We start from the raw sequence: 22,678 nt of genomic DNA, 5'->3' as shown, positions 1-22,678 counted from the left end.
CCGGTGGCGGTCAGCCCCAACACAGGGGATGCGGACTCCACAGGCCTCTGTCTCCCACAGCTTCGCAGGCGACGGTTGGTCCGTGTTGCCGGTCGGTGCCACGATGGATGAATGGCCAACGACCTTCACATCACCGGCGACGCCGAGGCGGATGCCCTCCTGTCGACCGACCCGCTCGCGCTGCTCATCGGCATGCAGCTCGACCAGCAGATCCCCATGGAGACGGCGTTCTCGGGTCCCGCGAAACTGCGCGATCGGATGGGGGGCCTCGATGCGGCGACGCTCGCCGCGTACGACCCCGACGCATTCCTCGCCATCATGAAGCAGCCGCCGTCTGTTCACCGGTTTCCCGGGTCGATGGCAGGCCGCATCCAGTCGCTCTGCGGGGCGCTCGTCGCCGACTGGGGCGGCGACGCATCCGCTATCTGGACGCAGGGCGACCCCGACGGTGCCGAGGTGCTTGCGCGGCTGAAGGCGCTTCCGGGGTTCGGCGAGCAGAAGGCGAAGATCTTCCTCGCCCTGCTGGGCAAGCAGTACGGGGTGTCCGCGGCCGGTTGGCAGGATGCCGCGGCTCCCTACGGTGAGAAGGGCTCGTACCGGTCGGTGGCTGACATCGTCGACCCCGAATCCCTCACCCGCGTGCGCGAGTTCAAGCGGGCGGCGAAGGCGGCGGCGAAGAACGGCTGACCCTTTCGCCGGTCGCCTGTCGGCAGTACCATCGGCCACATGACCAGCCCGCTCGCGCACCTGAACACCTCCGACTGCGACGACGAGGACTTCGAAGCCCCCATCGGCAACCTGTACAGCTACTACGACGGCGAGCGCTGGGTGGATGGAGTGGCCACCGGTGTGCGTCCGAAGAGCGACCTGGACCCGACGGCGACGGTGCAGATCGACCACCGTGACTGGTATCCGGTCGCCGACCTGCGCGAATCCAGCCATTACACGGCGGTGCTCGTGAACCCGGACGGAACCATCTACCGGGAGTCGATCGAGTCGTTGTCCGGCGGAGAGCCCGCGCCGGTCATCCGGGACATCGGAACCTACGGTGCCGACAACCTCGCCGCCGAGTTCACGCTCGAGAAAGGCCGGTGGGAGCGCGGAGGCCGGGTGCTCTACCGCTATGTCGGATCGGCAGACCTGGGGTCGTCCGGCGAAGGCTGAGGCATGAAGTCCATCCGGACGATCACGACCGATGTCGCGCGACCGCCGAGCGCGGTCTTCGCCCTCCTGGCCGACCTGCCCGGATTCGGGGCCTGGCTGGACCCGTCGAGCACCTACCACGCGACCGTGCGGATCTCCGACGACCCGATCGTCGAAGGAACGACCTACACGGACGAGATCCAGGGAATGCAGATGCACGGGACCGTGGTCCGATGCGAGCCCGATCACCTACTCGTCTTCCACCAGGCCCGGTCCGACGGCCACCTGGCCATCACGATCAGCTACGAACTCGCGCCGGTACCCGAAGGGACACGCGTGGTCAGGACCGGCGAGATCGTGACCGGCGGGTTTCTCGCCGCCCTTCATCCGATCGTCGTCCGGACGACCGTGAAAGAGAACCAGCGCATGATGACGAGGCTGAAGGAGTACCTCGAGGGCGGCACCGGGGAGTGAGTGGCCCGCGCTCTGGGGCTCGTGACGCGGATGCGCGGCTCACTAGCCTGTTGAGGCATTGTGTTCTACGAAAGGCCGCTGCATGACAGACGCTCCCGCTCCCGAAGCCGGCTGGTACCCCGACCCGACCGGCCCCCTCGGCGAGCGCTGGTGGACGGGCGCGACGTGGAGCGAGCACACGCGTGAGAGCACGCGGTCGGTGTCCGAGATCATCGCCGAGGATGCTCAGCCGGTGGAAGAGGACGACGACGGCTACGCCCCACAGCGGCCCGGCGTCATCACCGGGGGCGTCGCCACGGGTGTCGTCGGCCGCGGGCGCCTGCGCAACGTGCTCGCCTACCGCAGTCTCAATTGCGGGGCTGCGGCCGCCATACTCTTCGTCGTCACCGTGGTGTGCGCCGACCTGGCCTGGCGCGTATCGCCCTACGGGGTGCTCGGCTGGATCTCCGTCGCGCTGTGCCTCGTCGGCACCGGCATCGCGATCATGGCCATCCTGTACGCCGCCGTGAGCTTCTTCCGGGTCCGGACGTATCACGGCCTCGGGCCCGGGCTCACCGGACTCGCCTTCGGCCTCGTCTTCGCCTTCAGCATCCCGCTCGCAGGTCTCGCCCTGAGGGTCGTGCTCGACACGTTCGGCTGATCCGGGCGTACGCTGGCGGGTGATGCAGACGTTCCTGCCCTATTCGTCCTTCCTCGAGAGTGCGCGTGTACTCGATCGTGCGCGACTCGGCAAGCAGCGCGTGGAAGGGCTGCAGCTCCTGCGGGCGGTGACGATCCCGACGTACGGCTGGCAGCACCACCCGGCGACGACGATGTGGCGCGGGTATGTCCCCGCGCTGACGAAATACACGCTGGTGATGGCGGATGAGTGGATCGCCCAGGGGCGCCCTGACAGCGTTCGCGACCAGGTCCTGCCATTCGCCCCAGAGGTCGACGCCGTCGGACAGGACGAGCTCGAACTGCCCCGGTGGATCGGCGACGACGAACTCCACCGAAGCCATCAGTCGAACCTGATCCGCAAGGACCCCGCCTTCTACGCCCCGCTCTTTTCCGGGGTGCCGCCCGACCTGCCGTACATCTGGCCGAGTAAGCACCCGGAGCGTTACCTCTAGCCACCGCGGGTGCCGCGCCACTACCGTGTAACCCAACCGAGCTTCACGGCGACGTGCGGAGGTGTCCGATGGGCAAGAACCTGGTGATCTGTCTTGACGGAACAGGCGCCCAGCCGCGCGCGACCGGGGATTCGAACGTCATCAAGATCTTCTCGATGCTCGACCTGAGCGATCCGGACAAGCAGATCGCCTATTACGATCCCGGTGTCGGAACGTTCTCGTCGGCCGCATCCTGGGGCGCGCTGGCCCGCGGGCTGTCCCGGGTCGGCGGTCTCGCGTTCGGCAACGGCCTGCGCCAGAACCTGGGCGAGGCGTACACCTGGCTCATGCAGCAGTGGAGCCCCGGTGACCGCATCTTCCTGTTCGGCTTCAGCCGTGGCGCATACACCGCCCGCGCGCTGTCGGGCATGCTGCGGACCATCGGCCTGCTTTACCCCGGGTCGGAGAATCTCGTGCCGTATGCCGTCGCCGAGTTCGCCCGCAAGCGAGGCGACGACAAAGACCACTGGGCCGACATCGACGAGTTCACGGCCAATTTTTCCCGCAAAGTCACCGGGCAGCGCACGACTGTCCCAGTCGCTTACCTCGGTGCGTTCGACACGGTGAAAGCGGCAGGCATCCTGAAGTGGGACATCAAGTGGCCGTACACGCGCAAGCTCGTTAACGACGCGCGGGTGCGGCACGCGGTGTCGATCGACGAGAAGCGCCGCCCGTTCCGCGAATACCTCGTGACGCCGACCGACGACTCGCAGCTCGAAGAGGTCTGGTTCGCCGGCGTGCACACGGATGTGGGGGGTACCTTCCCCGACGACGGCCGCCTGTCGGCGGTGTCGCTGAAGTGGATCGTGGAGGGCGCGGTCGAAGAAGGGATGCTCGTGGAGCCGCCCGCGTACGCGAAGTCGTGCACGGTCAGCGCCGACAACGTCAAGGGGATCATTCACAAGAACCCGTGGATCTACAAGATCTTCATCGACCGCACGCGTCCCATCCCGTCGGATGCGGTGCTCCATTCGAGCGTGCGCGCCCGCATCGAGGGGGCGGCGGGTTACGTGCCGCGCATCACCCCGACCATCCAGTGGGCCGATCCCACCTGGGAGACTCTCAACCCGCTGCCCGGCCAGGTCGCGCCCGCACCGACGACACCGGCCTCACCGACGACACCGGCCGCGCCGGCCCCAGCATCCGCGCCTGTCGCCCCTACGGCACCGTGAACGTCACCTGGCTCCAGAGCTGACCCGGACCGATTTCGATCTGGGGCGTCTCTGCGACCGGAGCATCCGCCCGGATCACGTGCGTCTTGTGTTCGGCGAGGGCCGCGAGCAGTTCCGCTTTCGGGATCGTGTCCGCCCACTTCTTGACCAGCCCCCACGGAAGCATCGCGTAGGCTCCGTCGCCCAGCACCGAATCCACGAACGACTTCGGCGTCGCGTTGTGCGACCCATGGTGGCCGATCTTGTAGAAGGCCACGTTGCTCACCAGCTCGCGTGACGCGTCATTGCCGAGGACGTGGTCCCATGCGCCCTCCTGTGAATCGCCGACGAACAGCAGTCGGGTTCCTGCGACGTCGAGCACGAAGTACACGCTCGTGTTGTTGACGGAGCGCTCGAGCACGGCCGCCGCCCCGAGGAGAGCCTCGTCACTCGTGGCCAGCTGAGACAGACGGAGGGATGGGCCGGCCCGGGTGAGTTCGTCGGGGAGCTCGACGATCTCGTCATCCGGGACCACGTAGATCGCCGGGAACAACGCCGGAGTGTCGTCATCCTCGAGGCCCTGGTCGGGGTCGAGCTGCAGCCATTCGGCTGAGGCGGGCGGATTCATGAGGGACAGCTGCTTCGGGTCACGCGACGGTCCCAGGATGTGGATGCTCACCCCGTCGATCGTTGTCGGCAGGATGTTCTTCGCCGGATCGCGGTCGGGTGCGAAGAAGATGTCGTGCGTCGGCTCGAGGAAGTGCTTGCCGTTCTGGTGCAGGAGCCGGTCGGTTGCGGCGGCGTTCCCCATCGAGTTGATCGCGAACGAGTTGGCGAGCGAGAGCGCGTCCGTGAAGCCGCTGCCGTTCTTCTCCTTGCGTTTGGCGGTCGCCTCGATGATCCCGTTCAGTTTGTTAGCCGTCGAGACGAGCGAGTTGCGCAGCAGTTGCGCATCCTTGTCCGCTGGGTTCTCGACAAAGGGGATGATGACCTCGCCGACCTGCACTTCCTCCCAGTCGGGCACCGCGAAGCCGGTGATGTGGTCCTGGTGATGGTGGGTCGCGACGACCACGTCGAAGCGTGGGGGAGAACCTGCCGGGGTGACGGCGGCGAGGTCGGCGATGACCGCCTTGACCACGTCTGCGATGGTGCGGGAGACCCCATCCACTTTCGCGCGCCCCTGGTTGTGGACCCCGCAGTCCACGAGCATCCGCCAGACCTGGTCGGCGCGGCTCACTGTGATGACGAAGCAGTCGCCGAAGCCCACGTTGTACATGCGGACGGAGACGGTCGTTTCGGCGGTGGTCGCGGCGGTGGTCGCGGTGGTCGTGCTGGCGACGGTCGCGTCAGACATGGTCGGCCCCCTGCCAGTGGTGCCCGTGCCCGTGCCTGCGTCTGCGCTCTGCCGCCGTCTTTGCGGCGATCAGCGAGTGCAGTTCCTGGTCGGCGTGGAGTTGCGCGAAGGTGAGGCGCAGCTGCGAGGGCTGGTCCGTCCACGCGGCCAGCGCATCCGCCGACGTGACCTGGTCACTCCAGTTCTGCAGTGCCTTCGCCCGCTTCTTCCCGATCTCGTTGCAGGACTGCGCGAAAGCGCGGACCGCATCGCCGTACGGATGGTCTTCGAACGCGTGCGGATCGTCGAGCACCTCGGGTCTCGTGAGCGGCAACGGCTTGAGCACGAGGTGCACGACCTCGCCGTCGACCCGTGCGATCACGGTGGTTCCCGACCGGATGGGGACCCGTTTGCCCCGAGGAAGCGCCTGGTCTTCGAGTTCTTCGTGGCGCTGGGCGAACTGCGCGACCACGATCGGGCGCGGCTGCAGGTCGGATGCCTGCACGTAGACCGCGTGCACCCCGACGAGTTCGAGTTTCAGCTCGGGGTCGAGGCCCAGTTCGTGGGCGTGCGCCTTGCCCCAGGCGATGAGGTCGACCGCCGTGGAGGAGTTGTGCTCGGCCGACGGCGGTTCCGGTGGCGCGTCCGCATCCATCGCCGTCTCCTCCGGGTCGTCGTCCTGCGCGCTGGTGACCATCGTGGACGCCTCGCCGTAGGTGTCGAGGTTGCGGGTCGCATCCTCGATGAGCGGGGCGAGGTCGACGTTGTGGTCGCCCATGGTGAGGCTGAGCGGCGCCGGCGGGGTCGGCCAGACCAGTGACGCCTCCGCGAGGGAGGAGACCGCCGGCGGGTAGATGCCGCGCCGCCGCAGCGCTTCGACGAGGTTGGTGCGCAGGTGAAGCGCGTCGTCCGGGTAGAGCGCGCGGTCGGCCGTGACGATTCCGCGCACCACATCGCCGAACGTCACGTCGACGACAGGCAGGTATTCGAATGCCCGCACCACCATCCCGAGCAGCCGGTCCGCGTTGCGGATGGCTTCGATGGTGACCCGTTTGACGAGATCGGGCGGAAGCGCGCCGGGGGGGAGCACGCCGGTTCCGCCGGTCGCGATGCGCCGCAGGTCGGAGATCTGGTTGATGTAGGTGTCGAGGTAGGCGTCGAAGACGGCGGCGACGAAGCAGGACCCACGTTCGTGCGGCTCCGTCGCGTTGAGGAACTGTTTCGGCGTGCGCGGCGAGCCGAGGGCCGAACGGAGCGCCGCCCCGCGACCCGTGGACTCGCCGAACTCGAGGGCCAGATCGAGAAGCGCCGAGCCCTTCTTGAGCTCGCCGCGGGAGTTGGCGACCGCCTCGGAGACGACCTGCGGAAACAGGAAGTGGTGGAACAGCGCGACCAGATCGGCGAACGCCTCATGCCAGGCGAACACGTCGGGGTTGGTCGCCTCGGAGAAATACTTGCGGATGCGGTGCACGATCGCGTGCGTCACCTCATGAGCGACGACGTCGACACTCAGGCACGTGAACATCACCTGGCCGGGAAGATTGGAGCCCGGGTCGCGCTCGTCGGCACGGTAGTAGCCGAAGAGCACCGCACGACGCTCCGGATCGAAGAACGCATTGCGATCCTCGAAGGCGTGGGGCACGATGCGGAGTTCCCGCCCGCCCCGCCAGCGGAACCGCCGCCCGCCGAACCGCTCGAACCGCTCGATGACGCTCATGGCGACGGCATACACGACCTGCTGGTGGGTTCGCGGGTCGGACTCGGAGGGGACCAGCCCGCTCTGCGCGAGGATCGACGGATCGTTCAGGTCGACCGGCCGGTACCAGACGTCGTGTGCGGCGTCGTAGTCGATCACCTGGATGAGTTCGCCCGACGGCCCCGGGTCGAGACCGCGCTCGAACGGGATGTCGAGGGTGAGAAAGCGTCCGGAGAGCCGCGTGGACATCGGGTCGAAGGCGTAGGTGCGGAGGAGGCGTCGGTCGGGGAGGCGGACCGGTGGCGTGTTGCGCTGGCGGGGCGGCTTGTCGGCCGCTTTGGGGTGCGGCTTCGCCGGGGCGTGCGGATGCGCGTGCTCGGGCACGGACGCCGGCGGCGTTTCCGCGTCGTTTTTACCGGCTGCGTCGGCTGGATCCCCCATGATGCCCTCTTCCGCTTCGTCCTCAACCATGAGTGTTGCTCAAGAAGTGCTGTTTCGATCATGGCGTGGCGGGCGGGGTTTTGGGAAGCGTCGGCTCGGCAAGTCAATCGTGCGTTTCGGCCGAGATGAGTGCTTCGACGGTCGGCAGGTCAGGTGCCGCCCAGTCGAGCTGCCGGAGGTCTGGGATCGCGGTCCAGCGAAGCTCGTCGTGATCGGTACTCGAAGTCGGGCGCGGTCCGACGATGGTCGCTCGATACGAGTCCAGATCGATCGTGACGTCGCCCACTCGCGTCTCTGTCCTGCTGATCGGTTCGCCTACCCGGATGGCGACATCCAACTCCTCGCGAAGCTCGCGGACGAGCGCGGCATCCGGTGACTCGCCGGGTTCGACCTTTCCGCCGGGGAACTCCCATTTGCCTGCCTCTGACTTCGCAGGTGACCTTCTGCATGCGAGAGTCGTGTCGCCCGCGATGATCACTGCCGCGACGACGTGGATTGACTGGGTCACCCGATCTCGTTTCTCTTTATCCACATCCTGTCGCTCCCACGCGGTACTGTCACCTCCTCCCGATACGCTCGAAGCAGCGGGCAACATCGCAGCGAGAGGGGGGTCGCGTGTTCATACTCGACGGCAGCGTCGTCACGAGTGCCAGCGACCTCACCGAAGCGTCGAAGTGCGAGTTCGCGTTCCTTCGCAAGCTCGACGTGAAGCTCGGCCGCATCGAGAAGCTCGACGTGTCCGAAGACCCGATGTACGTGCGCACGAGTCGGCTCGGCGACGAACACGAGGCGCGCGTGCTCGACCGGTACAAGGCCGAGCATGGTGCCGGCACGGTCGAGATCCCGCGCCCGGAGGGGCCGCTGACGGCCGAGAACCTCGAGCAAGCCGTCGCAACGACACGTCGAGCATTCGACGATCGGGCCGACGTCGTCTTTCAAGCGACCTTCTTCGACGGCAGTTTCCTCGGGTTCGCCGACTTCATTGTGCGGCAGGCCGACGGCAGCTACCAGGTGCAGGACACCAAGCTGGCCCGTAGCGCGCGTGTCACCGCCCTTCTGCAGCTCGCCGCGTATGCCGAACAGCTCGAGCACCTCGGCGTGCGCGTCGCACCGACCGTCGAACTGCTCCTCGGCGACGGCACGATCAGCGTGCACCGCCTCGACGACATCTCGCCGGTCTACCGCAAGCGACGCCATCGTCTCCTCCACATCGTGCAGGAACGCCTCGAAGACACTCAGGCTGTGCAGTGGGGCGACCCCCGATACGCGGTCTGTGGACACTGCGATGACTGCGACGCCGAGATTCAGGCGTCCCGCGACGTTCTGTTGGTGGCTGGGATGCGCGTGACGCAGCGTGCGCGCCTCGCGGCAGCGGGCATCCTGACCATCGACGACCTGGCGACCACCGACCTCACTACGGTTCCCGGAATTGCCGATGCGACGCTCGCGTCGCTCACGCTGCAAGCGCAGCTCCAACGGGATGCGCACCCCGACGAACCGCCGCCCGTGGTCGTCTACGACGCATCCGCCCTCGCCGTCCTGCCGACACCGAGTCGCGGGGACGTCTTCTTCGACTTCGAAGGCGACCCGCTCTACACCGAAGGTGCGGGGGAGCGCTGGGGACTCGACTACCTGTTCGGTTCGGTCGACGTCCGCGAAGACTTCACGGCGTTCTGGGCGCACGACTTCGGAGAGGAACGGGAGGCGCTGCGAGCGTTTCTCGAGTGGCTCGGCGAGCGGCGCCGGGAGTATCCGGACTTGCACGTCTATCACTACGCCGCCTACGAACGAACGCACTTGCTCAGCCTGGCCGCGCGTCACGGCGTCGGAGAAGACGAGGTCGACCAGCTGCTGCGCGAGAACGTCCTCGTCGATCTGTATCCGATTGTGCGCAAGGCACTGCGCGTCGGGTCGCGGTCGTACTCCATCAAGAAACTCGAACCCCTCTACATGGGTGAGGAGATCCGTGAAGGAGAAGTGCAGAACGCGGCCGCGTCCATCACCGAATACGCGGATGCCCGCGATCTGATCGACACCGGCGACGTTGCCGAAGGCCAGCGGATGCTTGACTCCATCGCCGACTACAACCGGTACGACTGCGTCTCCACTCTTCGGCTCCGCGACTACCTCCTCGCACAGGCGACTCGCGCCGGCATTCCGGTCGGCGAGCTGGCGCCCGACAAGCCCGACATCGACCTCGGACCGTCACCGATTCGCGACGGTCTGCTCGCCCTCGCGGGCGACCCGCTCGATCCCGAACGCACCCCCGACCAGCGAGCGCTCGCGTTCGCTGCCGCCGCGATCGACTATCACCGGCGCGAGAACAAGACCTTCTGGCAAGAACACTTCACACGCCTGGTGCAGCCGATCGACGAATGGGGCGACACCCGTGACGCCCTCGTCGTCGAATCGGCGGTCGTCATCCGCGACTGGTACCGCGAAGACGGGCAGCGATCCGACCGGCGCGAGCTGCTGCTGCGCGGGCAATGGGGTCCGGGCTCGAACGTGAAGCCCGGCGACCAAGCCGGACCCTACGTGCTCTACGAATATCCTGGGCCGTTCTCGAATCCGACGGCGGAACCGGGGGCGCGCACCTGGAAGTCTGTTCGCATCCTCGAAGTGGAAGACGACGGTTCGGTGCTCATCGAGGAGACGCTGCCGCGCGATGTGGGGCACTACTCGGTGCTGCCGACAGCGCTCACCCCGGCGAGCCCGCCGCGCGCCGATCGGCTCATCGCCGCGATCGACGAATGGGGCAGCGCGTTGCTCGCGCGGCAGACCGAGCTCACCGGACCGCAATGGCCGCGCGACCCGGTGGTCGACATCCTGCGGCGCGTTCCCCCGCGGACTCGCACGGGCGCCCTACCGCCGCCTGGGCCCGACCTCGTCCCGTCGGTCGTCGGCAGCCTGCTCGGCCTCGACCGGTCCTACCTCGCTGTGCAGGGGCCGCCCGGAACCGGCAAGACGTACCTCGGCGCCCACGTGATGGCGGAGTTGGTCGCGAAACACCAGTGGAAGATCGGGGTGGTCGCACAATCGCACAGCGTTGTCGAACATCTGCTCGATGCAGTCGTGCGCGCCGGCCTGGACCCGCGACTCGTCGGCAAGGTGCCCAAAGCGGATGCTGTGCTCGGCACGCACGAATACACCGAACTGGAGAAGAACGGGCAACTGATGTTCGCGCTAGAACGGCGTGAGATCGGCTATGTCATTGGCGGGACCGGCTGGGATTTCGCGAACGCGGCGCGCATCCCACGGAACAGTCTCGACCTGCTCGTCATCGATGAGGCCGGGCAGTTCTCGCTCGCATCGACGATCTCGGCAAGCGTCGCCGCACGTAATCTGCTGCTCCTCGGCGACCCGCAGCAACTGCCCCAGGTCAGCCAGGGAACGCATCCGGAACCCGTCGACCAATCCGCGCTGGGCTGGGTCAGCGAGGGACACGACGTGCTGCCGCCCGAGCTCGGCTACTTTCTCGCCGAAAGCCGGCGCATGCATCCGGCACTCACTGTTCCGGTTTCGCGGCTGTCCTACGAGGGCAAGCTGAGTTCGCAACTCGAAGCGTCAGAGCGGCTGCTTGAGGGTGTCGAGCCGGGGCTGCACGTGGTTCCGGTCGAGCACTGGGGCAATGCGACGGAATCGCCGGAAGAAGCGGCGGTCGTCGTCGAGCTGGTTCGGTCCGTCCTCGGAAGAGTGTGGACCGATCCGTCGGTCAGGCGATTCGGCGAACCGCTCGGTGTCGCAGATGTGATCGTCGTCACTCCCTACAACGCTCAACTGGCGATGGTGCACGAGGCGCTGGAGCTGGCCGGGCTCGGTGCGGTGCGCGTGGGGACCGTGGACAAATTCCAGGGACAGGAAGCCGCGATTGCGATCGTCTCGCTGGCCGCTTCGTCGGCACTCGATGTTCCGCGCGGAATGTCGTTCCTCATCATGAAGAACCGTCTCAACGTCGCGATCTCGCGGGCGAAATGGGCGGCATTCCTCGTCTACTCGCCCGAACTGACGGAGTACCTGCCCATCAGGCCCGAAGGCGTCGCCGAGCTGAGCGCGTTCATCCGGCTGGTCGAGTAGGAGGCGCTCCCGATGGGCGCGACAAGCCCAAGTCGACTCTGTCACGCCCATCGGGATGCATTACTCCTTCTTGGGCTCTGTGAGACGGAGATCTCTATCGACCCAATAGCGCCCAAGGAGCGCCAATCCCACAACTAAGGCCACGTTCGTCAGGATCCAACCCCACCATGGAACCAACGTCGGCCAGAGCAAACCAACCGCGCCTGGAACAAGTAGAGCCATCCACGTCCCGATTTTGCGACCTGTCGTAGCGTCGAGTGCGTGCCAAGTCTGCCTGCTAAACAGGAGCTTGAGCCTCATTTGCTAATCCTCCGAGGGCAATTCGTGTCAGCTGTCTACTCTTTTTCATTCCAAGCCTCCAAGCCACAGACGACGATCTGTCGAATGTGACATATATCATGCAAGCAGGTATGTACTGTTTTGGTCAATTCGACTCAAGGGAAAGGGCTGGTCTGGCGGCGCGATCGTCGTTGTTCTGGGCTCGAATACAGGGCGCCAGGGAGGGTGATGCAGCCACTGATCGATAGCTCGCGAGTCACCGATCCGGGACGATCCGCCCCGCGTCACATTCGAGCTGACCGCGTTCATACGGCTGGTGGAGTAGAGCGAGCACAGCGAGGTTATCCACAGCCGCGAACGGCCGAATCACGATTCTCCTAGGCTAGAAAGCAGAGCGCCAGGGAGATAGATGCGACTCAAGGTATCACTTGCAGAACGGGGCAAACCCACCCGCGACATCCAATTGACGGTCGACGTGACCGCGACAGTGGGAGAGCTCGCAAGCCATCTGCTACGCGCCGATTCTGCGCGTGCCGACGCGTCGGAGTCAAGCACGTCGGGTGTGACCCTCCGCGTCGAATACCCGGGCCTCCTCGGATCGCACCAGCTCGGCCCGCTCGTCGCGGTGCACGAATCCGGGGTGCGGTCAGGATGCACGATCGAAGTGGTGCGCCTCGCGGACAGAGGCCTAGAGGGCGACCCGGAAGGCGCGGTCGCGGGTGAGCTCCGTGTGGTGGCTGGACCCGACGCCGGGGTGCGGTTCGCTGTCGCGGCAGGAGTGACCGTCATCGGCCGCGATCCCGCGGCCGACGTGCAACTCGCCGACACACTCGTGTCACGACGCCACGCCAGCATCGCTGTGGGCGAAACGGTCGTGATCGCCGACCTCAACTCGGCAAACGGTGTCGAAATCGACGGACGTCGATCCGCCCGTGCACAACTCACCCCGACGTCCCGCATCCGAATCGGTGATGATGACCTTCGCTGGGTTCCGGCGCCCGACCGATTACATGCGCCGGGTGCGGCACCAGCAGCAGACCCGAGCCTCACTCACGGCCTTCCATTCACGCGCTCACCGCGCGTGGAAGTGGTCTATCGGGGACAGGACTTCCCGCTGCCCGAACCACCGGGAGCACCAGAGGGACTGCGCTTCCCGCTGCTCGCAATAGTCGCTCCGCTCGGGATGGGCGCGGCGCTCTTCGCGGTCACGCAGCAGGTCATCAGCCTGCTCTTCATCGCGCTCTCACCGATCATCATGATCGGCACCTGGGTCGACAATCGGATCCAGCACCGACGAAGGATGCGCGACGCGACATCACGATTCGCCGGTTCGCTGGAGGGGGTGCGTGACGCATTGACCGCGGAGCGAGAACGTGAGCGAGCCGGTCGACTCGGAGAGTCCCCATCGACTGCAGACGTGGTCGGTGCCATCCGCACGCGATCGCCCGGACTCTGGACCCGAAAGCCGGAGCACGCAACGTTCCTCGAGGTGCGCTTCGGGATCGGAGCTCTACCTTCCCGAAACACGGTCACACTCCCATCCCGAGGAAACTCGGCGGCAGGAGACTGGGACGAGCTCACGGATGTTGCACGACGATTCGCCGATCTCGACGGCGTTCCTGTGATCGAAAACCTCGAACGGGCCGGAGCGATCGGTGTCGCAGGCTCAGGCATCCTCGCCGCCGATGTCGCACGTGCCATCGTGATGCAACTCGCCGGACTGCACTCGCCCGCCGACCTCGCGATCGCAGCCTTCTGCACTGAAGACATAGCCGAGGACTGGTCATGGCTGAAGTGGCTGCCCCACGTCGACTCTCCACACAGTCCTCTGAAGGGCGGCGGTCTCGCAATCGACTTCAGCTCCTCAACCGATCTGATGGCCGAACTCGAAGGGCTCATCGAACGCCGACGGTCGGCTGGTGCGGGCAAGGGGGAACTCGTGCGATCCCGGCTCGACGAGAACACGCTTCTCGACGCGGACCACGGCGAATCAGTGGTCCGCCTTCCTGCAACGCCCGCGATCGTGGCGATCGTCTGCGCTGAGGACGCGGTCGACCGGGCTCGACTTGTGACGATTGCGGAGAGAGGACCCGACTACGGAGTCTTCCTCCTGTGGATTGCGGCGGATGCGGCGACCCTGCCGGTCTCGTGCCGCACTTTCGTCGACGTGGAGGCATCCGGTCGCACCACTGTCGGCTTCGTCCGGACCGGCCGTCGAGTCGCGTTGACCGAGGTCGAGAACCTGGATGTGCTGAGTGCCCAGAACGCGGCTCGATCGCTCGCGCCGATCGAGGACTCGGGCGCTCAAGTCCTGGACGAATCCGATCTCCCGCGACGCGTCGCACTCCTCGACCTCTTCGACGACCGGGTGGCGAGCGACGCGGATGCGGTCATCCGTCGCTGGCGGAAGAACGACAGCATCATGCGTCTCTGGTCACGTGACGCCCAACGAGAGCCGGGCGGCATCCACGCCCCTGTCGGGCAAGGTGTCGCCGCCCCACTGCGGCTCGACCTTCGAGCCCACGGGCCGCACGCACTCGTCGGAGGGACCACAGGGTCGGGGAAGAGTGAGTTCCTGCAGAGTTGGATCCTCGGCCTCGCGACCGAGTACTCGCCCGATCGACTCACCTTCCTCCTCGTCGACTACAAAGGGGGGAGCGCGTTCGCGTACTGCGTCGACCTGCCGCACACGGTCGGGCTCGTCACCGATCTCACCCCACGCCTCGTCAGACGCGCGCTGACCTCTCTCAAAGCCGAACTCCGCTATCGCGAACAACTCCTCAACAGAACCGGCGCCAAGGATCTCGAGACGCTCGAGCGACGCTCCGATCCGGATGCGCCCCCATCCCTCGTCCTCGTCATCGACGAATTCGCAGCCCTCGCGGCGGAGGTTCCCGAGTTCGTCGCCGGAGTGATCGATGTCGCGCAGCGGGGCCGATCGCTGGGCCTGCATCTGGTGATGGCGACTCAGCGCCCGGCAGGCGTGATCACCGAGAACCTCCGAGCGAACACGAACCTCCGCGTCGCGCTCCGGGTCGCGGACGAAGCCGACAGTGCAGACGTGCTCGGAACTGACACTGCGGCGCATTTCGACCCCGCGACGCCGGGAAGGGCTGCGGCAAAGCTCGGCCCCGGTCGGTTGCTCGACTTCCAGTCCGCCTTCGTCGGCGGCTGGACCGACGAAGAGCGTCCCGTGGCCGAGATCGAGGTCGCCGACCTCGCGTTCGGGCCTCCAGCGAAGTGGCCCCAACCTGGAACAGCGCGCTCCCTGACCGGTCCGCAGGACAGCGCGCGAATGGTTTCCACGATCACTCGAGCGGGGATGAGCGCGGCAATAGCGCTCCCTCGACGGCCGTGGCTGGACGAACTGCCCGATGTTCTCGACCTCGAATCATTACCTGCCTCCCGTAGTGGCGAGCTACCGATCGGTCTCATCGACGAGCCAGAAGCGCAACGTCAGATTCCGTTCACGATCAGCCCCGGCCGCGATGGCAACATCGCGATCATCGGTACGAGCGGTTCCGGCAAGACGTCGCTGCTCCGCACGATCGCCTTCGCCGCGTCCCAACAGGCGGATGAGCATCCTGCGTGGATCTACGGGCTCGACTTCGCGGGTGGCGCGCTCGGTGCGATCGAGCAACTCCCGTCTGTCGGCTCGATCATCGCGGGGGATGACGAGGAACGGCTGACGCGGCTTATCGGGATGCTGGACGATTTCGCCGAAGATCGTGCGCGGCGCTTCCGTGACGTCGGCGCAGCGTCGCTCGCTGACTACCGGCGCCTCACCGGAAGACCAGAGGCGAGCATCCTGGTTCTGGTCGACGGGATGGGAGTGCTGAGAACTGACTACGAGTTCCGCCCGGCCGGATCACTGTTTGACGACGTGACAAGGCTGATCGCTCTCGGTCGGCAGGTCGGAATCTGTTTCGTCCTCACCGCTGACCGGCCAGGTGCGATTCCGACCGCGATACAGGCGAACGTGCAGACCACCCTTGTCCTTCGTCTGGCCGGGGCGAGCGAATACCTTGCAGCCGGGGTCGCATCCGACGTGCTGGACGGTGCTCCACCAGGGCGGGCGGTCGCCGGCAACCGTGAGGTGCAGGTGGGGGTGCCGGGTGGTGGAGGCGACGCCGCGTGCCACGGAGACCGGATCGCGCAACTCGCCGAAGCGCTCAAGGATAGGGCCGAGTCGGCGCCGCCCGTCGCCCGGCTTCCCGATTCGATCCGTTCGAACGGGCTTCCTCGAACCGAAGATGGAGGTGTGGTCATCGGACTGGGCCACGAGTCCCTGAGTCCGATCGCGATTCGCCCGGACGGGATCTTCGTCGTCACCGGTCCGCTCGGATCGGGACGCACGACGACCATGCGAACAATCATTCGTAACCTCCGCAGTTCCCGCCCGAAGGCCGCGTTCACGCTGCTTTCGGTTCGGGGCGGAGAACTCGCCGGCGAGCTGGAGTGGGCAGATTCGTCGACATCGTCGACATCGGCATCAGCGCTGGCGGAGCAACTCGTCGAGTCCCTCGAGTCCCCTGATGGGCTTCAGCCGGAAGATGTGGTGATCGTGATCGAGGAGGTCGGGAACTTCGAGGGCTCCGCCGCGGATTCCACTGTTGCACGGCTCATCGGGGTCGCGCGACGAGCTGGCGCCACGGTCATCGCCGAGACCGACACAGTGACCGGACCAGCAGCCTGGGCAATTCACGGCCAGCTGAGGGCTGCGCGATCCGGCATCGTCCTTCAGCCCGACGAGGGCGACGGGATGGCGCTCTTCCGCGTGCAGTTTCCGCGAATCCGCCGTTCAGAATTCCCTGTTGGACGAGGGATTCTCGTATCCGCCGGTCGGCATGAACGCGTCCAGGTGGCGCTGACCGAGCGTCGGCTCGCCGGGCCCGAACCCGAAACACTTGCAAGGCTTTTGTAACACTCCACAGATGTCCGATTGGCTGGACCCCGCCTGTGACGTCTTCATAGACTCGTTGAGACAGGTCATTCCAGGTGGGGTATGAACCTTCATCCCATCCCGTTTCAACATGCCCAAGGGGGAAATCATGGCAAATATCAACGTCTCGTATCAGGAAATCAACGGCAACGCCGACCGTCTGGTCGTCGGTCGCGACGAAATCAACTCGACCCTCACGAAGCTTCAGTCCCAGATCTCAGCGCTCACGGCTGCAGGCTTCACCACCGACAAGTCATCGGGGGCGTTCGCGGACGCGTACAACCGCTTCACATCTGGAGCGCAGAACACGATCGGCGGCCTCGACGACCTTGCGCAGTTCCTTCGCACGACCGCCCAAACACTCCAGGAGGTAGACGCAAGTCTGGCCGCTCGCCTCGGGCGCTGACCGGGCTGCAATCCGATTATTCGAAGGAGTCACGTCATGTATGGCGAGATGGTCAGAGTGCGAGCCCGGGCGACCGCGCTGCGGCAGATAGCAGACGAACTGGACGGACGCGCGAAGGGGTTGAGCGTGCAGTGCGATGCGATGGCGTGGCGGTCGTCCGCCGGAGATGCGTTCCGTGAGCAGTTGCACGGATTGGCGGGCGACATCGATTCGCACGTGTCCGCGCTTTACGGGGCGGCCGATGCCCTCGAGCGTCATGCCTCGGCTGCCGAAGGGACAAAGCGTGCGATTCAGGATGCTCAGGCGTGGGTCACCGCGCGACTGAATGAAGCCGCGCGTGCAGTCCGAGATGCAGGAGAGGGTGCGGTCGGTGCCGTGGAGAACGCGGTGGCCTCAGCCGCGAGGAACGTGCCCGCGGCAGGGTCCAAAGAATGGCTCGATTTCAGACAGCTCTTCGAACACAGGGGGTGGGTGTAGCCGTGGCTGAGAGTTGGCGATTCGAATTGTCCCTGAATGAGCTTCGCGCGGTATGCGACGTGGTTCCCGAACTCGTTCTGCCTGCCGGGTACACCGTGAGCGACCTCGTTCCGACGCCCGATGAGGGGGAACCTGCCGCTCGGGTGATTTCCCTTGAGGCCGGATACGCCTCATTGAAGGCGCGGGGCCTCATCATCCGGCAGGCGGACAGCGAACAAGATGCGGTCGTGCCCGCACTACTCTTCGCGCTCTCGCTTCACGGAGTGGCTGACCGCGCAATCCGCACCTTTTCGTGGAGTCCGGCAGATGAAGCGCGCGAATTGATCAGCGTCAATAGAGGAGCATGTGCGGGCCTCCGGCGGATCCAGAGACGGGGAGCGCATGTCGGTGACCCGAACACTCGGGTCGTTGTGACGTTCATGTATCTGGGCGAGCTCGCGAAGCACCTTCTCGAGCTGGTCGCGGACAACTCATCGGGTATGAAGACGCCGCCGCGATCGACCACCATCGGGCTTGTCGAATCGCGAGCGCTGGTCGAGGCCGTGCGCGCTGGGGACCAGCACTTCCTCCAGTCCGAGGCCTCGCGCCTTGATGCGGAAGCGGATGTCGAGCTCATGTCGAGTCTGACGGGTCAGATGAATGCCGGTTTTCACCTTGAACTTCTCGACAAGGAGGCGCGGTGTCTCTACCTTGGCGACTGGTTCCGTGGCACCGACGGGTGGATCTCGATGACCGTGGCACCTGGCGAGTTTCCGGTTTCCGGTCAGTCGCTGGCAGAAAGCGGTCGGATGCGCCTCGCCAAGGTATCTCGTTCACTGATTCGAGCGGACCTGCTCGAATTGGTCGCGGGCCTTCGAAGGATTCGCGATGTCGCGTGATGATGCTGGCAGTCTCGTCATCGCGTTCGACGATGTCGATCGATTGTCGACGTCAGTGCGGACGCACACCGAGTTCGTTCGGTCGTGCATAGGCCATCTGGCGCGCACGGCAGGCGACCCGGACTTCGCGGTATCGCTTCCGCTTTCTCCGGTCACCGGTGCGCAGGCAGGGAGCGCCGTTGCGGTCGCAATGGGTGGACTCGCCGTTCACGTGATGGCCGCGGAAGGGATGGCCGTCATATCGGCCACCGTTGTTTCAACCTACCGCCTCATGGAGGAGTCTCTTGCGCTTGCGGCGTCAGAACTAGGAGGCGTCGGTGGCGTAGTGGGTTCCTCGATCTTTGAGGGTGTGGGTGCGGTGTCCGCGGGAGTCGTTTCCTTCGGATCAACAGCAGTCCTGGTCGGCACGGTTGCGATATCGCTTCGCATCGCAGTCGATTCCTTCATCGCGGGATTCGCGGACGAGTTCATCGACTCGCTCGGCCCTGGGCTACAGAAGACGATCAAAGAGTACGCGACGCATCCGGAATTGCTGATCGGTGGCGGGGGACTGTTCGGCATGTTGTTCGGGGCGAATACGGGCGAATCCTTCGCGATGAGCGATGCGTTCGCACGGGGCATCCTCCGCTTCGAATCTTCCTTGGGAGTCGTCGGGCCGTTCTTCGACGACATACTCCGCGGCGTGATCGCGTGCGGAAACAACCTCGGCTTCTTCATCGACCGCGATGCTGAGCTAGGGCCATCCGGGCTGAGTGAGGAGGAACTTGCCAGGCGAGCAAAACAGCAGGCGGCGGCAAGTTCGAGCGCAATTTACGGGATCAAAGGGGCGCTCGTACTGGACGACGCGAACCGGATCGTTCCAAGTGATGTCGCATCGCTGTTTGCTAGCGGTCGACAGATCGATCACATTGGAAAAGAAGGATTTGCCACGATACGAATCCTCACGTGTACGGACGCGGATGGACATGTCACCGGATACACGGTACAGATTCCGAGCACGCAATCCGCGCTCCCGTGGCGGGAGGGTGCGCCGAACGATCTCACTACAGACCTTCATGCAATGGTCGCCGGAAGTCAAACTGCACTCGCTCGTGCTGTGCTCGACGCAATGAGGGCCAACGGTATTCCTTCCGGCCCCGATGGACCACCGATACTCATTAGTGGTTTCAGCCTCGGGGGGATAACGGCCGCAGCAATCGCTTCGGCCGACACTGGCTTTAACATCCAAAATGTGATTACGGCAGGTGCGCCAATCGGTTCATTCAACATCCCAGACAAAGTAGGAGTCCTCGCTTTTGAGGCGAATCAGGACCCGGTCTGGGCACTGGATGGCAGAGAGAATCCACCAGGTTGGACAACCATTCGCCAAGACGCGTTCGCCCTAGCCGTCGAGAGCCCTCAAAGAACGATCGGTTCTGAGGTGGCACACGACCTCAATAGGTACGCGCGGATGGCAGCGGCCAATTTGCCTCTCGGCACCGATGTGCTTGGAAGATACTTCAGGGGGGACCTAACAGTAGCCGACTACTACGCGAAGGAAAGACAGAGCGCTCAGCCATGATCCTTCGGATGGTTAGGACGATTGCACTTCTGCTGGTGACGCTCGCGCTGGGTGCGGGGTGTTCGGAGCTTCCCGTCGGTGGGCAAAGCGATGATGAAGCCTTGGCCCAGATCAGTGCAATCGAAGGTATCGAAAAAGTCTTCATTGACGCAAAGGGAAGCTACAACGGCTTCCAGCGCGAAACAGGAACTCTAGTATCGGTGACCTTGTCGCCGGGCTTCAGAGTAGCGAGGATGCCGGTCTTCGCCGAATATCTTCTCCGGCTAGCTTGGTCGGTGAACGTCGAACGGCCGAATCGTGATCTAACATTCACGCTCAAGAACGCGCCTCATTCTGAATTCGAGTCGGCCTTCCGAGATGCGGGATGGGTTCCCACACTCACGGGCGACACGTATGTGTTCATCCCGCCAGAGGTCGTACGCGAGAAGCTCGGACCTTGGCCGGGGCCCGTTCCCGAGACTCCCGCCGGCATGCTCGTGCGTGACACCCAAGCTGTTCCGTGATCCTGCTTGACCTTGCCCCAAGGGCGCCCCTGACAGTGGAATAGTGGCAGCCGCCACACGAGATCAGGACGAGGGAGGAACGCAATGGCACTCATCCTGAGCGGCACCTTCCAGGTGCGAAGCCGGCTCAGCGCGAAAGCGCTGAGACTCTATGCCGAACAGGGCATCCTCGAGCCGGTGCACGTCGACCCCGCTAACAGGTACCGCTACTACAGCGAAGACCAGCTGCTCGATGCGCGACTCATCAATATGCTGCGCGCCCTCGAAATGCCGCTCGCGAACATCCGTGCCGTAATCAACGCGGACCACGTCGAACGAGCTGAGCTGATCGACGCCTACTGGAAAAGGCGCGAAGCCCAGCTGTGGGGTCAACACAACCTCGCCGCCTATGTGATCTCGGTAGTCTCAGCAAACAAGGAAACCACCATGACCGTACAAACCAGGACCGTTCCGGAAACCACCTACGTCACCGAAATCAAACGGGTGTCGCCACCCGAAATCCCCGCCTTCATCCAAGGGTCGGGCGACAGGCTCGCCGAACAGGCAGGCCGGTTCGGGGGATGGGCCGGACCACTCACCACCATCTTCGAAACACCCGTCAACGACGACACCGACGGTGACGTCCGCAACGCGGTACCCGTCCGCTCCGGTGTGACGGCATCCGACGTCGAGCCGCCCACCGAAGTACTCGTCGAAGCAGCAGGCGAAGAGGCGTACACCCGCATCACCAAATCCCAGGTGCAGTACCCGCAGATCCTGCAGGCCTACGACGAGGTGTACGCCTGGCTCACTGAGCACAAACTCACACCACGCCTGGCGCCACGCGAAATCTACTTCACCGACTTCATGGCTGCAGGACCCGACGACGAAGTCTGCGATATCGCCGTCCCATACAACAGCTGACAACAGCACTGCGGTCGCCGGCACCAGTCGGCGGCCGCAGACCCCTGTCGTGCGAGAAATCCTCACCAGAGAGCATCCAACAGCGGGACAATGAGTCAACGCGAAGGAGCCGAAGGATGGCCGTCCAAACCCGCACCACCGAAACGACAACCTACATCAGCGAACGACGCCACGTCGGCACGCGCGAACTCGGCGACTTCCTGCGCGCATCCACCCAACGACTCAACGAGATCGCGACCGCCCTCGGGGGCCCAACCGGCGTGCGAACCACCATCTTCCACGGGCCCGTCAGCGACGAAGAAGACGGCGACGTGCAAAACGCGATGCCCGTGCGCGACGACGTGACAGCATCCGACATCGCAGAACCCACCATCCTGTTCATCGAACCCGGCTGCGAACAGGCCTACCTGCGCATCACCGCCACCCAATACGAATACCCGGCAATCCTCGGCATCTACGACGAGCTCTACGGCTGGCTGACCCACCACGGCTACACACCGTGCATGGCACCCCGCGAAATCCTCCTCGCCGAGCCCACAACAGCCGGACCCACCGACGAAGTGTGCGACGTCGCCGTACCGTTCACCCGCTGAACCGGGATTCGGCGCGAAACGGCGGAACGGGCGTCAAGGGTGCCCCGCCCTCCGAGCATCAGACATCGAAGGACACCAGACCCACGGCCGGTTCACCGTCCTCTGCGTGCGAAGATCACGGACGCGACAACGATGGCAACGCCAACCAGCGCGACAATTCCCCACACCCACCACGGAGGCTCAAAGATGGTGCCGGTATCGTCGCACCCCGCCGCTTTGGCGCACGACGCGACCAAATAAGTGAGTCGCATGGTGATTCACCCTTCTGGTCGGGGCGCGGGTTGGCCCGATGCCGTTCTCACCCTGCCATAAAGACATTTCTGGCCAAGTGAGCGGCGCGCGCGAGCCCTGTCGCGTCGCGGCGGCGCCCAAAGTTCACGTGACGGGGGATGGCTGCGACAACCGAGCGCGCGTACTCTGCAGCCATGACGCACAAGGATAAGAAGCACGACGGCGAATACGAGTGGGACGGCGAACCCATCGCCGACGGTGACGACGTCGTCCGCGACTACGAAAACGGCACCACCGACACCGAAGAAGAACGCGAGCAGACGGCATACAACATCGCGCTCAACGCATCCGGCGGCGGCTTCGTCAACGACGAAAAGTTCGACGACGGAGGCTTCAACGCCCAGAACAACCCGTGACACACCGGCGTCGCGGCCCGGCCTCG

General features: G+C 65.1%; 18 protein-coding genes. 15 read left to right on the top strand and 3 right to left on the bottom strand.

Features of this window, described 5'->3' with window-relative positions; genetic code table 11:
- Positions 1-111: 111 nt before the first annotated feature.
- The 6 genes from AAYO93_RS10600 (at position 112) to AAYO93_RS10575 (ending at position 3,940) form a co-directional block, all read left to right on the top strand.
- Entirely contained in the window at positions 112-687 is a 576-nt protein-coding gene (locus tag AAYO93_RS10600) for an HhH-GPD-type base excision DNA repair protein (RefSeq protein WP_345761150.1), read from the top strand.
- Between the two features lie 39 nt (positions 688-726).
- The gene (locus tag AAYO93_RS10595; protein WP_345761148.1) at positions 727-1,164 is read left to right on the top strand and encodes a hypothetical protein; all 438 of its coding nucleotides are present in this window, start codon (positions 727-729) and stop codon (positions 1,162-1,164) included.
- Positions 1,165-1,167: 3 nt separating this feature from the next.
- On the top strand, positions 1,168-1,617 hold the full coding sequence (locus AAYO93_RS10590) for an SRPBCC family protein (protein WP_345761147.1): 450 nt from the start codon (positions 1,168-1,170) through the stop codon (positions 1,615-1,617).
- Positions 1,618-1,699: 82 nt separating this feature from the next.
- A complete protein-coding gene (locus AAYO93_RS10585; protein ID WP_345761146.1) occupies positions 1,700-2,257 on the top strand; it encodes a DUF2510 domain-containing protein in 558 nt (185 codons plus the stop codon).
- Positions 2,258-2,279: 22 nt separating this feature from the next.
- Positions 2,280-2,729 carry an MSMEG_6728 family protein gene (locus tag AAYO93_RS10580; RefSeq protein ID WP_345761145.1) on the top strand — a complete coding sequence of 150 codons (450 nt, stop codon included), beginning with the start codon at positions 2,280-2,282 and terminating at the stop codon, positions 2,727-2,729.
- A gap of 68 nt (positions 2,730-2,797) precedes the next feature.
- On the top strand, positions 2,798-3,940 hold the full coding sequence (locus AAYO93_RS10575) for a T6SS phospholipase effector Tle1-like catalytic domain-containing protein (protein WP_345761144.1): 1,143 nt from the start codon (positions 2,798-2,800) through the stop codon (positions 3,938-3,940).
- Here the strand turns inward: AAYO93_RS10575 and AAYO93_RS10570 are convergent.
- The 3 genes from AAYO93_RS10570 to AAYO93_RS10560 all read right to left on the bottom strand — a co-directional run bounded on the left by AAYO93_RS10570 (position 3,927) and on the right by AAYO93_RS10560 (position 7,897).
- Positions 3,927-5,273, bottom strand: a complete 1,347-nt coding sequence (locus AAYO93_RS10570; protein ID WP_345761143.1) for a hypothetical protein — start codon at positions 5,271-5,273, stop codon at positions 3,927-3,929. The two genes, AAYO93_RS10575 and AAYO93_RS10570, sit on opposite strands and share 14 nt — an antisense overlap.
- Positions 5,266-7,419 (bottom strand): hypothetical protein, encoded by a 2,154-nt coding sequence (locus AAYO93_RS10565; protein ID WP_345761142.1) that lies wholly within the window; start codon positions 7,417-7,419, stop codon positions 5,266-5,268. Before AAYO93_RS10565 ends, AAYO93_RS10570 begins: the two co-directional genes overlap by 8 nt.
- Positions 7,420-7,492: 73 nt before the next feature.
- A complete protein-coding gene (locus tag AAYO93_RS10560; RefSeq protein WP_345761141.1) occupies positions 7,493-7,897 on the bottom strand; it encodes a (deoxy)nucleoside triphosphate pyrophosphohydrolase in 405 nt (134 codons plus the stop codon).
- Positions 7,898-8,004: 107 nt separating this feature from the next.
- Between AAYO93_RS10560 and AAYO93_RS10555 the strand changes: the two genes are divergently transcribed.
- The 9 genes from AAYO93_RS10555 (at position 8,005) to AAYO93_RS10515 (ending at position 22,652) form a co-directional block, all read left to right on the top strand.
- The gene (locus AAYO93_RS10555; protein WP_345761140.1) at positions 8,005-11,463 is read left to right on the top strand and encodes a TM0106 family RecB-like putative nuclease; all 3,459 of its coding nucleotides are present in this window, start codon (positions 8,005-8,007) and stop codon (positions 11,461-11,463) included.
- A gap of 688 nt (positions 11,464-12,151) precedes the next feature.
- Positions 12,152-16,666 (top strand): FtsK/SpoIIIE domain-containing protein, encoded by a 4,515-nt coding sequence (locus tag AAYO93_RS10550; protein WP_345761139.1) that lies wholly within the window; start codon positions 12,152-12,154, stop codon positions 16,664-16,666.
- Positions 16,667-16,793: 127 nt separating this feature from the next.
- On the top strand, positions 16,794-17,090 hold the full coding sequence (locus AAYO93_RS10545) for a WXG100 family type VII secretion target (protein WP_345761138.1): 297 nt from the start codon (positions 16,794-16,796) through the stop codon (positions 17,088-17,090).
- A gap of 572 nt (positions 17,091-17,662) precedes the next feature.
- A complete protein-coding gene (locus AAYO93_RS10540; RefSeq protein WP_345761137.1) occupies positions 17,663-18,445 on the top strand; it encodes a hypothetical protein in 783 nt (260 codons plus the stop codon).
- On the top strand, positions 18,435-20,006 hold the full coding sequence (locus tag AAYO93_RS10535; RefSeq protein WP_345761136.1) for a hypothetical protein: 1,572 nt from the start codon (positions 18,435-18,437) through the stop codon (positions 20,004-20,006). Before AAYO93_RS10540 ends, AAYO93_RS10535 begins: the two co-directional genes overlap by 11 nt.
- Before the next feature lie 8 nt (positions 20,007-20,014).
- Positions 20,015-20,509 carry a hypothetical protein gene (locus tag AAYO93_RS10530; protein WP_345761135.1) on the top strand — a complete coding sequence of 165 codons (495 nt, stop codon included), beginning with the start codon at positions 20,015-20,017 and terminating at the stop codon, positions 20,507-20,509.
- Between the two features lie 84 nt (positions 20,510-20,593).
- Positions 20,594-21,412: a MerR family transcriptional regulator gene (locus AAYO93_RS10525; RefSeq protein WP_345761134.1), complete on the top strand. Its 819-nt coding sequence runs from the start codon at positions 20,594-20,596 to the stop codon at positions 21,410-21,412.
- Between the two features lie 116 nt (positions 21,413-21,528).
- Positions 21,529-22,005 (top strand): hypothetical protein, encoded by a 477-nt coding sequence (locus AAYO93_RS10520; RefSeq protein ID WP_345761133.1) that lies wholly within the window; start codon positions 21,529-21,531, stop codon positions 22,003-22,005.
- A 425-nt stretch (positions 22,006-22,430) separates the two neighbouring features.
- A complete protein-coding gene (locus AAYO93_RS10515; protein ID WP_345761132.1) occupies positions 22,431-22,652 on the top strand; it encodes a hypothetical protein in 222 nt (73 codons plus the stop codon).
- Positions 22,653-22,678 lie beyond the last annotated feature (26 nt).

The sequence above is a fragment of the Diaminobutyricibacter sp. McL0608 genome, from assembly GCF_039613825.1.
Taxonomy (GTDB): domain Bacteria; phylum Actinomycetota; class Actinomycetes; order Actinomycetales; family Microbacteriaceae; genus Diaminobutyricibacter.
This window is presented reverse-complemented; position numbering and strand designations above follow the sequence as displayed.